The organism is Calditerrivibrio sp., assembly GCA_026415135.1.
Lineage (GTDB): Bacteria > Chrysiogenota > Deferribacteres > Deferribacterales > Calditerrivibrionaceae > Calditerrivibrio.
This window is the reverse complement of sequence record JAOAHS010000044.1, coordinates 1-13630: the sequence shown is the minus strand read 5'-3', so window position 1 is coordinate 13630 and position 13630 is coordinate 1. Positions and strand designations below refer to the sequence as shown.

The window sequence follows — 13630 nt, the reverse complement described above, 5'->3', positions numbered from 1 at the left end:
GAAATATACTGTTTTGTTATTTATTGTTACGTTGTCATAATTCGTCCCAGAAGTGACAGGACCAATTTGATATTTTGCATACCCGATAGCAGCAGCAGACTGGATAGCACCAGCCAAGCCCTTCACAGCGGATTTCCTTGCATCACTTTGAAGATCAACAAACTTTGGAACAGCCACAGCAGCTAAAATACCCAAAATCACGATTACAATTACCAATTCAATTAAAGTAAAACCTTTCTTCATAACTTCCTCCAAATTATTATACTAATTACACTTTAATTAAAATAAATATTTTGTCAAGTTTTTTAAATCAAATTTTTTAGTAAAAAAGGGGCTTAAGCCCCTTTTAATGTTATTACTTATAGGCATCCTTAAAGAGTTTATACTCTATAGAATCCACAAGTGCTTGATAGCTTGCATCTATTATGTTATGAGCCACACCAACTGTTCCCCAAACATCCTTCTCGTCTTTAGACTCTATTAGAACCCTTGTAACAGCTTTTGTACCATCCTTTCCAGAGAGTATTCTAACCTTGAAATCCACAAGTTCCATTGTCTTAAGAGATGGATAAAACTTTTCCAAAGCTTTTCTAAGGGCGATATCAAGGGCATTGACTGGACCATTTCCAATAGCTGCAGTATGTTCGATTTCCCCACCCACCATTAGCATCACAGTAGCCTCGGCAAAAGGGGGTTCTAAAGCACTTCTTTTCTCATCTATCACCCTAAAGCTCAGAAGATCAAAAAACTTTCTAAAATTACCAAGTGCCTTTCTCACCAAAAGCTCAAAAGAGGCCTCAGCACCCTCAAATTGGAAGCCTTTGTTTTCAAGTTCTTTTAATTTCTCAAGAAGTGTGTTAAGATTTGGATCATTCTGATCGATTTCAAGCCCAAAATCTCGTGCCTTGTATATAAGGTTGCTCTTACCAGAAAGATCTGATATAAGAACCCGTTGCTTATTGCCTACTAATTCAGGCTCAATATGTTCATAGGTTCTTGAGTTTTTAAGAATTGCACTTACATGGACTCCACCCTTATGGGCAAAAGCAGATCTACCAACATAAGGTTGATGTATATTGTGTTTTAAATTCCCCAACTCATTAACTAATCTCGATATATTAACTAACCTCTTAAGCCTATCTTCTCCAACACATTGATAACCGTATTTAAGCTGCAAGTTTGGTATAATAGAACACAAATTTGCATTTCCGCATCTTTCGCCATAACCGTTTATTGTGCCCTGTACATGGACAATACCATGTTTGACAGCCAAAATAGAGTTTGCCACTGCACACTCACTATCGTTATGACAATGAATCCCCAGAGGATAATCACCCACCTCTTTTTTAACACTTTCTATTATGGCCACAAGCTCATCAGGCATCGTTCCTCCGTTGGTATCACAGAGAACTAAGCAATCTGCTTTGGCATCCATAGCTGCTTTTAACGTCTTGATTGCATATTCTGGGTTTGCTTTGTAACCATCAAAAAAATGCTCAGCGTCATAAAAAACAGTATTTACCCGCTTCTTTAAGTAACTCAAAGAGTCATAAATGATCTCGAGATTAGCTTCAAGGGGGATCTTTAGGGCTTCCTTTACATGCAGATCCCAGGTTTTACCAAAAATGGTTACAGTGGGAGCACCACTCTGTAAAAGTGCCTGAATGTTATCATCGGAATCGCACGTAAGCTTTGCCCTCCGAGTACTTCCAAAAGCAGCCACATAAGATGCAGCTTTTCTCGATTTTTTGACCTCATTAAAAAACTCTATATCGCGGGGGTTGGATCCGGGCCAACCACCTTCGATATAATCTATACCAAAATCCACAAGAGCTTCAGCTATACGAACCTTATCCTGTACAGTAAAATTTACATCCTCAGCCTGCGTCCCATCCCTTAATGTAGTATCATAAAGAACTATTTTACGAGACATTGTCCCCTTCCTCCACAAACTTCTCATGCAATACCCTAACAGCAAGCTCAGCAAACTTTTCATCAATTACACAAGATATCTTGATTTCACTTGTGGAGATCATCTGAATATTGATATTGTTTTCAGAAAGAAGTCTAAACATCTTAGCAGCAACGCCAGCATGGCTCTTCATACCTACGCCCACGATGGAAACCTTTGCAATATTTTCATCACTTACAACCTTTGTAGCACCAATATTACTCTTAACAGCCTCACAAGCATCTATCGCCCTTAATAGGTCAGTTTTTGCCACTGTAAAAGAAAGATCAGTTTTACCATCAAGACCTACATTTTGAATTATCATATCTACATTTATATTAGCTTCAGCAAGTTTACCAAAAATTTCCGCAGCAATACCAGGCCTATCAGGAACACCTACTATTGTAATTTTAGCTTGATTCTTATCAGCTGTTACCCCTGAAACGATTACTTTTTCCATATCTTTATCCTCCTTAACTACTAAAGTTCCTGGTTTTTCTTCTAATGATGACAGTACTAAAATAGGCACGTTGTACTTCATGCCCAATTCCACAGACCTTGATTGTAACACCTTAGCACCTAATGATGCCAACTCAAGCATCTCCTCATAGGAAATTTTATCCAATTTCTTTGCATTCTTGACAATTCTTGGATCAGCAGTATAGACCCCATCAACATCAGTGTAGATTTCACAAACATCTGCATTTATTGCTGCAGCCACTGCCACCGCTGTTGTGTCAGAACCACCCCTACCTAAAGTTGTAATATCCCCTGTCTCAGGAAATATACCCTGAAAACCAGCCACAACGCATATTTTACCCTCTTTTAATGCCTTAAAAATCCTCTCTGCAGTAATCTTCACTATTCTTGCTTTAGAATGGGCCCCATCAGTGATCATACCCATTTGAAAACCTGTAAGTGAAATGGCATCGTACCCTAATTCCTTAATCGCCTGAGTTACAAGGGGGATAGCCGCAGTTTCACCTGTGGAAACCAATTGATCATATTCCCTTAGATCATATTTCGGAGAAATCTGTTTTAATAGATTGATGAGTCTGTCTGTTTCTCCAGCCATAGCAGAGGACACCACTACTACGTCATGACCTTGTTGCTTTTTTTTGACAACCATTTTAGCAACATTCTTAATACGCTCAATGGTGCCAACGCTGGTTCCGCCGAACTTCATAACAACCAAGCTCATTTAAGCCTCCTTATGCAATAGACCTGCTCTTTATAAAATATTCTGCTATCTTGTACCCTTCGTTAATAATAAACGATGGATTTATAAATTCATTGTACTCACTATTACCATCAGGCTCAACTGAAGTACCAGCTATAACAGCTGGAACAAGCTCTGCAGCATGCGTCCTGAGGGAAATAGGTGTAGGGTGATCTGGAGTAATAAGGATTCTGAAATCTCCAAACTCCTGTAGCCCTTCAAGGATAATGGGTAACATTCTATTATTTATATTTTCTACCGATTGAACCTTTAGATCGATCCTACCCATATGCCCAGATTCATCAGGGGCTTCCACATGGACAAACACATAATCTTTTTCTTTTAGCGCATTTATCGCATACTCAGCTTTACCTTCATAGTTTGTATCTACAAATCCTGTAGCCCCAGGTACATTAATGATCTCCATACCAGCAAGCTTACCTATCCCCCTGACAAGATCCACAGCAGCTATAACTGCCCCATCAACCCCATACAGATCTTTAAACGCCCTTAGCTTAGGTTTCCTACCCTCACCCCAAAGCCATATTGCATTGGCAGAAGTCCCTAAAGACTTCGCCACCGATGACCCTTTTTCCATTATATCTAAAATTATATCTGCCCCTTCACCTTTTGGCAGATATCCATATATCTCTTTACCTATTATATCGTGAGGGGGAGTAGTCTTTAACACAAACTCTGCATCCCTTATCACAAGGAGGTTTCTATATCCAACACCGGAGTAAAACTCATACCCTTTCCTGCTAAATTGCTCATTTAGAGCATTGATGACCCTTTTCGCAGAACCATTATCTATATGGTGAGCGGTGAAATCCTCCATTATCTTCCCCTCATCAGATAAAGTGACAAGATTACACCTGAAAGCAAAATCCCTTTCACCCAACTCCACCCCAATACTTGCTGCTTCTATAGGACTTCTACCAGTATATACCTCAGCAGGGTTGTATCCAAATACCGAAAGGTTACAGATATCGCTCCCAGGATACATACCATCTGGCGTAGTTTTTATAAAACCACATCTACCCATCTTCGCTATTCTATCAAAATTTGATGTATTAGCATATTCCATTATTGTTTTGTTGCCCAATTCTGGGATACGGTAATCACTCATTCCATCACATAAAAGCACAAAATACTTCATCTTAACCCCTACCAGCACCTTCAACTCTTATTACTACAGTCTTGCTCTTTACATACTCCATGGCATCGATCTCCTTTACAGCATTAGAAACATTTCTACCTATAGCCTCATGGGTCATAAAGACCAACGGAACAACATTATCAGGAGATGAAACACCTGGCTGTATTGCAGCACTTATACTTATATTATATTTACCTAAAACCCCAGCTATCTTAGACAAAACGCCGGGCTTATCCACTGCCATAAACCTCAGATAAAAAGATGACCTAATGTCATCAATACTTCTAACGGGATAGTATTGACGGTACTCACCAGTAAAACCCAATACAGGTACCCTTTTTGGACACCCACAAACAATATCCCTTGAAATGGAGATTATATCACCTGCCACAGCGCTACCAGTAGGCAGGCTCCCGGCACCTCTGCCATAATGTATCGTCCTATCCACCTTGTCCGAAACTATATATATTGCGTTAAAAACATTTTCAACTTTAGACAAAATATACCTTTCAGGTAGCATCGTAGGATGTACCCTTACTTCTATATCGTTTTCATGCTTTTTGGCTATGGCAAGTAACTTTATCTTACAATCAAGCTTCTTTGCAAAATCGATATCCACCTGTTTTATATTTGAGATACCTTCAACAAACACTTTATCAAAAGGGATAACAGTATTAAATGCAATGGATGACAAGATTGTAATCTTATGTGCTGTATCTATACCTTCTATGTCAAAAGTGGGATCGGCTTCAGCATATCCCAACTTTTGAGCATCTTTTAATATTTCATCAAACTCTTTACCTTCCTTCTCCATTCTCGTGAGGATGTAATTAGCGGTACCATTTATAATACCATATATCTCTTTTATATTATTTGCTGCAAGATCCTCTTTTAATACCTTTATTATTGGTATCCCACCACCAACACTGCCTTCAAAACCTATCTGCACCGACTTTTCTTCAGCCCTCTTAAAGATTTCCGTGCCATGCACAGCCAAAAGGGCTTTATTTGCAGTTACCACATGTTTCCCTTTATCTATAGCATCCAAAATAATCTTTTTGGCTGCAGTATACCCACCTATAAGCTCCACCACAATATCAATCTCTGGATCGTTTATTATATCAGTAGCATCTTTATACTTATTGGGTATCTGTTCCAGATAACTGTCTTTAAAATTCTCAATGGCAAGGTCAGCTACAGATTTAACTTTTATATCTATACCAGTTTTACTTTTTATTGTTTTAGCATTTTCCAATAAAACATTTACAGTACCTTTCCCTACAGTACCATAGCCAACAATACCTACATTAATTGTCTTCATGAAAAATACTCCATAGAGTTTTAAATTTGTTTTTTACAACTATAATTTAAATATGTCAAGCACAGTTAAACAAAGCTTCTATTTGATTTACAGATAGAATAGCTACATCAACAAATTACATCATACAAATTTGCTAAAAAATCAAAACCTTCTCATTAGATCTAAAAATACCAGCTGCCACCGCTGAATCGTTTTCAAGAAATCTCTTTTCACCCTCATCAAGTAGTAGTAGCATACAATCCTTTGATAGCTTTATCAGCACATCATTAGAAATATCATTTGTCATAAAAAAATCATATTTACCAAGATACACAGAAAGACCATTGCTATCCACCAGTTCCAACTCACCACCCATAACAATAACATAGTCATAGGATATCAGATCTGAAATAGTAAGACACTCCACCTCTGACACTACTTTCCCTTTGATCATATATCTTAAAAGTTTGATTAAAAAAGACTTCGGTCTGTAAAAGACATTCTCAAAAAAAATCTTTATGATTGCACCCTTATAGTTTCGATCTACAAAACTAAACTGAGCCCAAAACAAAAAGATAAGAAAAAATAGATAAGTATAAGCCAAAGTAATAATCAATGAACTAAGGGTACCATAAACAGCGTTATAAAACGATAAATTATAAAAGTTTTTAAAAAGCTTATTTAACAAAAACACCGAAAAAATAAAAAAAATGGATATCTTAAAAGAGTCAAAAAGACTGATTTTCTTTAAAGATAGCAGATAATAAGCCACAACAGACAAAAAAAGAAAAATGACAATCGGAATTATATAATATTTATCCACAAAACTCAAAAAGGGCATTAAATCTATATCCAAATACTCCGACAAGATTTTTTCTATCAATACCAAGCCAAACTTTACTGTTACCGTTATAGCTGCTGATATCAAAAACAACATATACACAAGAAAAGGCATCAGATTATGAATAATAGATTCTTTTAACTGTTTTATTCTAAATATCTTTTTAAAGACGTTATTAATGGCCCTCAAAAAGATCGTTGAAGTGAGAAAAAGGGACAAAACACCAAACAGCCCAAAACCAGCAGTATTAGTAGTCTTCAAAAAAGATAAAACATCTTTATATTCTATAAAATCGAGTTGAAGACTATTAATAATCTCTTCTAAATAACTCAAGAAAACAATATTCTGAGCCAAAATATTTTGAAATACTAAACCAACAATGATTATCATTGGTAAAAAAGACAATAAAGCATAGTAGGTGACTGCAGCATTTAAAATTATTATCTCATTGCCAATAAGATATAAAAACGACACAAAGATTTTGAGTAGATAGTTTTTTATTTTTTTAAACAAGAACATATAGGTTTATACAATAAAAAAGACGAAAAATAAATATATTTTAACAATATTCTTGAATTTTGAATAAAAATATTCTAATATATAAACGACGTTTTAGGATATGGAGATGATATACGAAAAATTAAACGAACTCAATCAATATTATGAAAGAAAAAGATTTAAAAAAGAAGAAATAGAATCTTTATATTCCCTAACCCTGTTAGAGCTTTTTGATCACATTGGTAAAAATTTTATAGAATGGACAGTACCATACAATACCCCATTGGAGATAAAACATCCTCCTAAATACAGCTTTTACCATAACGGGAAACTGGATCCCATTCATAACATTTTGGGCAAACATCTAAATTCAAACAAAAAGAACAAAGCAGCCATCATCTGGAGGGGCTCAGACTATACCGAAAGAATTTTTACCTATCAGTCCCTCCATTTTGAAATGCTAAAATTTGCTTATGCCCTAAAAAATCTTGGTGTCAAAAAAGAAGATCGTGTGCTTATTTATCTACCAAATGTACCTGAGACTGTGATATCGATGCTTGCATGCGTTAGAATAGGTGCAGTTCATGCCATGTATCATTATACATACTCTGCTGACTCTCTGGCTGAAAGGATCAACGATTGTCAACCAACAATAATCATTACCACCGACTATAGTCTTGCGGGTACAGAGATCAATATCAAAGCAAAGGTTGACGAAGCTCTGAAAAAAGCCTCCCACCAACCCAAACATGTAATTGTAGTAGAAAGGATACCCAAAAAAACTCACATGAAACCGATAAGGGATCTTTGGTACCATGACCTGTTAAGCGACACAGACTTCACCAGCGCCTCATCCCTCGATCCCATGATTTATGATAGTAACGATCCCCTATTCATAATGGTAACCTCTACAAATTTTCCAGAACCCAAAGGTCTCGTTTTTAATGTTGCAGGTTTTTTAGCATGGGCAAATTATACTTACACACTACTGTTTGACCTTGATGACAACGATACAGTATGGAATACATCTGATATTTCATGGATGAGTGGACATACTTACGGTGTATATGGACCACTCTTAGCCGGTTCAACCACCGTCATATTTGAAGATTCTATAACCTTTGAAAACGCTAAAAGATTCTATGGAATCATAGAAAGATATAAAATCAACAAATGTTATACCACACCAAGAATAATGAAAACACTTATGAATGCAGACATGAAGAAAAAGGTGCATACCCAATTGCGCTCCTTGGAATTTCTCTATTTGGGTGGGGAACCAATAGAAGAAGATGTCCTTGATTGGACATATAAAAAGATAGTATATAAATCAGCACCAATATTAAATGTTTATTCCCTTACCGAGCTCGGTGGAGCTGTTGCTGCTCAAATAGTGGGCTATTCCCAGATAAAAAGAGATTCAGTGGGAGTTGAACTTCCAGGAGTTGATTTGGGTATTTATGATAGTATAACCAAAACAAAGATAAACTATGAGAACTTAAAAGGCTTAATCATGCTGGAGACACCTCTGCCATCCATGTGTACAAAACTGTGCCACGAAGAAGACCTTTACTACAAAACATTCTGGAAAAAGTATGACAATAAATATGTATTTCGCATTGGAGATAGCGGATTTTTTGACAAAGATAAAAATTTATATTTAACAGGTCGAGTTGATAATGTCATCCATGTCTCTGGCAAAAGAGTAAACCTTGCTCAAGTCGAACAAGCTATAAATAAAAATAGATTTGTAAAGGAGTCTGCCCTTATAATACTTAATGATGAAAAGAGGGGCGACTCTATGGTAGCTTTTTGTGTGTTGCACAAAAAAGTTGATGAAAGTTTACACAAGAGAATTATGAATGAGATCCATGAAACCATATTAGAAGAATTAGGAGAAGTGGTACTACCACAGGAGATAAGATTTGTAAGGGTTTTACCAAAAGGTGCCGATGGAAGTATATTAAGGGATTTGTTAAAAGAGATTGCCATGCAGATGTGAAAGTTTATTTAAATTTTGGAGGATCAATGAAAGTAAAAGAGATAATGACAAAAAATGTTATAACAGCCCATGAGAAAGAATCCATAAGGGAAGTAACCCTCAGACTCAGGGAAAAAAGGATTACCGGTGTTCCTGTATTGAATGATGCTGGTGAAGTGGTGGGTGTATTCAGCGAAACAGATATCCTTAACAAACTACCGGATATCTTAAACGATGCTGACAAAATACCTCTTGTAGATGTAAAAGAGCTTACAGATCCACCAGTAAAAACTGTCATGTCTTCCCCACCTATAACCGTAACTTCAGATACCGACATAAAAGATGTGGCAAAGATATTCTTATACAAGTATATCCACCGCGTACCTGTGGTAGACGACGGTAAACTTGTAGGAATAGTTACCCTTGGTGATCTTTTAAAAGCTTTTAGCGAATCATAATACTGAGTATGTAATCTCCAAGCATCCATTTTACTCAGAATTGAAGAAGATTAAAAGGGGAATGATTATGTAAACATACCCCCATAGCTTATTAAGTGATACATCCCATTTATTCCAAGATTTAAGTATTTTTAAGTTAAAGGGAACTGTTTAAAGGTTTATATAAGAGATTTTAAGTTTATAATAATCTTCTTATTACCACAGATGGAAAGATGACGTTATTAGAACTTTGAAATTGACATGGAGGATTATTTCGTCTATTTTCAATCATTCATATCTATCCCTGTGATGGAGGAAATATGGGCAAAGTATACTCAATTTCTGTGAGTGAAAAAAAAGGTACACGAAAGGAGAATATCCAAAAAGCGCTTATAAAAAACAACCATGGGATAGATGGTGACGCCCACGCTGGTTTTTTACACAGGCAAATAAGCTTTTTAGCAAAGGAAAGTATCGAAAAAATGATCACATTAGGCCTTAATGTAAAAAGCGGTGATTTTGCAGAAAATATTACCACCGAGGGGATAGATCTCTGCAAGCTAAAAGTAGGTGATGTATTAAACATCAACAACATACATTTCATTGTATCCCAGATAGGGAAAATTTGCCATCATAGATGTGCCATCTATTACCAGGCAGGTGATTGTATAATGCCTAAAGAAGGTATTTTTGCTATAGTTGATGGTGATGGGGAAATTGCTGTGGGTGATGAGATAAGTATAATACCTAAAAAAGGTTTATCCGTAGCCATTATCACCCTTAGTGATAAAGGTAGCAAAGGTGAGAGAGAAGATATCACTGGTGAGGAGTTGTGTGCTTATTTGAGATCCAATTTTTCCATTTCCTTCCTCAGAAAAGAGATAATTCCTGATGAAAAAACGATATTAGAAGATATGCTTGTGGATTTTTGTGATACCCAACAGTTTGATCTCATCCTTACAAATGGCTCAACAGGAGTATCCCCAAGGGATATAGCACCTGACATCACCTTAAAAGTAATCGAAAAACGCTTACCAGGTTACGAAGAAGTTATGAGGATCGAAAGCTTTAAAAAAACATCAAGAGCAATAGTCTCAAGAGCAGTGGCTGGTTTTAGAAGAGGCACGCTCATTATAAACCTTCCAGGTAGTCCTAAAGGTGCATTGGAAAATCTTCAGGTCGTAGCAGATGCTATTACCCATACAATAGAAAAGATTCAGGGTAATACAAACGATTGTGCCAAATAAGCTATGAAAAGCTTTTACTTAGCAATAGACGGTATAGATGGCTCCGGTAAAACCACCCAAATAAAAAAAATCGGCACCTACCTAAAAACCCTCTCAATTCCCCACTATCTGACAAAAGAGCCCGGAGGTACAGTTACTGGTGAGATATTAAGAAGAATTCTTATATCTAAGGAATTCAATATCGAACCTGAGACAGAGCTTTTGCTTTATTCTGCAGATAGACTCGAACACCAGAAAAAAATAGTTATCCCCTATCTACAAAGGGGAATAGCTGTGATCTCCGATAGGTTCATATCTTCCACCTATGCCTACCAAGTTTTTGGTAGAGGTTTGGACATAAAAACCCTCGATTTTTTACGTGATCTCTCAGTTTTGATCTATCCCCACATCACAATAATCATCGATATTCCACCAGACAAAGCTATTAAAAGGGCACAAAAAAAACTTTTCGATGAAAAGAAAATAGACTCAGAAGGGAAATTTGAATCCTTAGGTCTAAATTTCTACACTAAGGTTAGAGAGGGGTTCCTCTGGTATAGCAGAAACTTCGAGAATGTTATAGTAATAGATGGTAATGTTGAAGAGGATAAATTGTTTGAAAAAATAAAAGAGCAGATAGACAGACTCCTATATGCTGTACTTGTCTAATAAATATCTGAAGTATTTTAATACGATTATTAAAGAAGAGCGTTTTGCTCACGGATATATCTTTCATGGCCAGGTTGGCATAGGGAAAAAACTGTTTGCCAAAGAGATTGCAAGGGTTACCCTTTGTCAAAATAAATCCGATTTTAATACCCTTTGTAATTGCAAATCCTGCGTAATGGTAAATGCAGATATTCATCCTGATCTAAAGGTATATAGCGATGAAGATAGCTCCCAATATGGAATAGATCAAATACGAGATATCGTTGAGGAAGCATATATCTCCTCATATATGGGTGGGTATAAATTTTACATACTGGATAATTTTCACTTGCTTAGGAAAGAAGCTTGCAACGCATTTTTAAAGACCCTTGAAGAACCTTCCGAAAAAACCGTATTTTTTTTAATTACAGATCAATTGGACCGCATCATACCGACAATCAGATCAAGATGTATACAGTTAAGGTTTAACAAATTAACAAATGAAACATTACTTAGTATCCTATCAGAAAAAAATATTGATCCAAACATATCCCAAAAAGTACTTGATATATCAAATGGATCAGCCTATATGGCTTTAAAACATATCGAATACCTCTTTGATGAAAGCAGAGGGAAAAAAAGGTTGTTTATCGACGACTTCGACTGGAACAATTTTTCTGATCATGTATCAAATATATTTAAAATCACTGAAAAAGAGGACCTCAGGTACTACCTAACCTTCCTCATGATTAAAACTATAAATATATACAAAAAAACTTTTAACTACAACTATCTATTATTATTCGAATCCCTCACAAAAATGTATAGAATGCTTGACTATAATGTAAACCTGCGTATACTAAGGGCAAACATTTTAACTAAAATCTATGGAGTAATCAGTGAAAAAATATAGAGCAACTGGTGTTGCCTTCAAAAAAGCTGGTAAGATATATGATTTTCTAACAAATGGAGTTTACCTTAATACCGGAGACTTTGCCATTGTAGAAACTGAAAAAGGGGAAGATCTTGCTGTTGTGGTTTATCCCGACAGGGATATAGAGGTACCTGATGATCAGGTAATGCGTAATATCCTGAGAAAAGCCACCGAAGAGGATCTAAATAGATTAAGAGAAAACAGAAAAGATGAACCGGATGCTTTTATACAATGTAAGAGACTAATAAAAGAACACAACCTCCCCATGAAATTATTAAAAGCAGAATATACCCTCGATAGGAAAAAACTCACCTTTTATTTTACTGCAGATGGAAGAATAGATTTTAGACAACTTGTAAAAGATCTTGCCAGAATCTTTCGAACAAGGATTGAGATGAGACAGGTGGGTATTAGGGATGCTACAAAGATATTGGGTGGTTTCGGGATTTGTGGAAGGGATCTATGTTGTGCAACATTTCTAAGACAATTCGAAAATATATCTATAAAAATGGCAAAAGATCAAAATCTCCTTCTAAACCCTTCAAAAATATCTGGGATATGCGGCAGACTAATGTGTTGCCTTATGTATGAAAAAGACATATATGATGAGCAAGTTGTAGAAGGTGAAGAATTTGTAGAATTTCAAGATATCATAGATGATAATACTGGAGGCAATATATGACCAAGCCTACTTTTTACGTCACAACCCCAATCTATTATGTAAATGATGTGCCCCATATTGGACACGCCTATACGACAGTCGCAGCAGATGTTATAAGCAGATACAAGAGGTTATCAGGTTATGATGTATTTTTTCTTACAGGTACAGATGAACACGGTCAGAAAATAGAATTGGCAGCTGAAAAACAGGGCATAACTCCAAAACAGTTAGCAGACAAAGTAGTAGAACGTTTTAAGGGGCTATGGATAAAACTGAATATATCGTATGACAAATTTATAAGAACAACAGAAGATTACCACAAAAAATCTGTCCAATATATCTTCAAAAAAATGATGGAGAATGGCGATATCTATCAAGGGGAGTATGAAGGGTGGTACTGCACACCATGTGAAACATACTGGACAGAAACCCAACTCCTCGATGGTAATTGCTGTCCATCCTGCAGAAGGGAGACATCAAGATTAAAAGAGCCAAGCTATTTTTTTAAGATGTCAAAATATCAAGACGCATTGCTCAAGCATATTGAAGAAAACCCAGATTTTATAAAACCAGCCTCAAGAAAAAACGAAATCGTATCTTTCATAAAAGAAGGTTTAAGAGATCTTTCCATCAGTAGAACTTCATTTAAATGGGGCATACCTGTACCTGGTGATCCTAAACACATAATATATGTATGGATAGATGCCCTATCAAACTACATATCAGCATTGGGTTATCCCAATGTAGAAGATCTTTTTGGAAAATACTGGCCTGC

At 36.2% G+C, this 13630-nt stretch carries 13 protein-coding genes; 7 read left to right on the top strand and 6 right to left on the bottom strand.

The window, feature by feature from the left end:
• From N3C60_08755 to N3C60_08730, 6 genes are all read right to left on the bottom strand, one after another.
• A partial coding sequence (locus N3C60_08755; GenBank protein ID MCX8084994.1) for a prepilin-type N-terminal cleavage/methylation domain-containing protein occupies positions 1-243 on the bottom strand: 243 nt, incomplete at its 3' end.
• A gap of 112 nt (positions 244-355) precedes the next feature.
• The gene (cimA, locus tag N3C60_08750; protein ID MCX8084993.1) at positions 356-1933 is read right to left on the bottom strand and encodes a citramalate synthase; all 1578 of its coding nucleotides are present in this window, start codon (positions 1931-1933) and stop codon (positions 356-358) included.
• Positions 1923-3152: an aspartate kinase gene (locus N3C60_08745; GenBank protein ID MCX8084992.1), complete on the bottom strand. Its 1230-nt coding sequence runs from the start codon at positions 3150-3152 to the stop codon at positions 1923-1925. The genes cimA and N3C60_08745 overlap by 11 nt, the downstream gene beginning before the upstream one ends.
• A gap of 10 nt (positions 3153-3162) precedes the next feature.
• Positions 3163-4329: a cofactor-independent phosphoglycerate mutase gene (locus tag N3C60_08740; protein ID MCX8084991.1), complete on the bottom strand. Its 1167-nt coding sequence runs from the start codon at positions 4327-4329 to the stop codon at positions 3163-3165.
• A 1-nt stretch (position 4330) separates the two neighbouring features.
• The gene (locus N3C60_08735) at positions 4331-5650 is read right to left on the bottom strand and encodes a homoserine dehydrogenase (GenBank protein ID MCX8084990.1); all 1320 of its coding nucleotides are present in this window, start codon (positions 5648-5650) and stop codon (positions 4331-4333) included.
• 133 nt (positions 5651-5783) lie between these two features.
• Entirely contained in the window at positions 5784-6989 is a 1206-nt protein-coding gene (locus N3C60_08730) for a YihY/virulence factor BrkB family protein (protein MCX8084989.1), read from the bottom strand.
• Positions 6990-7095: 106 nt separating this feature from the next.
• Here N3C60_08730 and N3C60_08725 point away from each other — a divergent pair, with 106 nt between their 5' ends.
• The 7 genes from N3C60_08725 to N3C60_08695 all read left to right on the top strand — a co-directional run.
• Positions 7096-8970: an AMP-binding protein gene (locus N3C60_08725; GenBank protein ID MCX8084988.1), complete on the top strand. Its 1875-nt coding sequence runs from the start codon at positions 7096-7098 to the stop codon at positions 8968-8970.
• 26 nt (positions 8971-8996) lie between these two features.
• Positions 8997-9407: a CBS domain-containing protein gene (locus tag N3C60_08720; GenBank protein ID MCX8084987.1), complete on the top strand. Its 411-nt coding sequence runs from the start codon at positions 8997-8999 to the stop codon at positions 9405-9407.
• 299 nt (positions 9408-9706) lie between these two features.
• Positions 9707-10633 carry a molybdopterin-binding protein gene (locus tag N3C60_08715; protein MCX8084986.1) on the top strand — a complete coding sequence of 309 codons (927 nt, stop codon included), beginning with the start codon at positions 9707-9709 and terminating at the stop codon, positions 10631-10633.
• 3 nt (positions 10634-10636) lie between these two features.
• Positions 10637-11281, top strand: a complete 645-nt coding sequence (gene tmk / locus N3C60_08710; protein ID MCX8084985.1) for a dTMP kinase — start codon at positions 10637-10639, stop codon at positions 11279-11281.
• Positions 11265-12173, top strand: a complete 909-nt coding sequence (locus N3C60_08705) for an AAA family ATPase (GenBank protein MCX8084984.1) — start codon at positions 11265-11267, stop codon at positions 12171-12173. Before tmk ends, N3C60_08705 begins: the two co-directional genes overlap by 17 nt.
• Positions 12160-12876 (top strand): hypothetical protein, encoded by a 717-nt coding sequence (locus tag N3C60_08700; GenBank protein MCX8084983.1) that lies wholly within the window; start codon positions 12160-12162, stop codon positions 12874-12876. The genes N3C60_08705 and N3C60_08700 overlap by 14 nt, the downstream gene beginning before the upstream one ends.
• A partial coding sequence (locus N3C60_08695) for a class I tRNA ligase family protein (GenBank protein ID MCX8084982.1) occupies positions 12873-13630 on the top strand: 758 nt, incomplete at its 3' end. The genes N3C60_08700 and N3C60_08695, both read left to right, overlap by 4 nt.

What these genes read in the sequence shown, in the direction of transcription:
- cimA (MCX8084993.1), bottom strand. Translation starts at nt 1,933, where the DNA reads ATGTCTCGTAAAATAGTTCTTTATGATACTACATTAAGGGATGGGACG.
- N3C60_08745 (MCX8084992.1), bottom strand. Translation starts at nt 3,152, where the DNA reads ATGAGCTTGGTTGTTATGAAGTTCGGCGGAACCAGCGTTGGCACCATT.
- N3C60_08740 (MCX8084991.1), bottom strand. Translation starts at nt 4,329, where the DNA reads ATGAAGTATTTTGTGCTTTTATGTGATGGAATGAGTGATTACCGTATC.
- N3C60_08735 (MCX8084990.1), bottom strand. Translation starts at nt 5,650, where the DNA reads ATGAAGACAATTAATGTAGGTATTGTTGGCTATGGTACTGTAGGGAAA.
- N3C60_08730 (MCX8084989.1), bottom strand. Translation starts at nt 6,989, where the DNA reads ATGTTCTTGTTTAAAAAAATAAAAAACTATCTACTCAAAATCTTTGTG.
- N3C60_08725 (MCX8084988.1), top strand. Translation starts at nt 7,096, where the DNA reads ATGATATACGAAAAATTAAACGAACTCAATCAATATTATGAAAGAAAA.
- N3C60_08720 (MCX8084987.1), top strand. Translation starts at nt 8,997, where the DNA reads ATGAAAGTAAAAGAGATAATGACAAAAAATGTTATAACAGCCCATGAG.
- N3C60_08715 (MCX8084986.1), top strand. Translation starts at nt 9,707, where the DNA reads ATGGGCAAAGTATACTCAATTTCTGTGAGTGAAAAAAAAGGTACACGA.
- tmk (MCX8084985.1), top strand. Translation starts at nt 10,637, where the DNA reads ATGAAAAGCTTTTACTTAGCAATAGACGGTATAGATGGCTCCGGTAAA.
- N3C60_08705 (MCX8084984.1), top strand. Translation starts at nt 11,265, where the DNA reads ATGCTGTACTTGTCTAATAAATATCTGAAGTATTTTAATACGATTATT.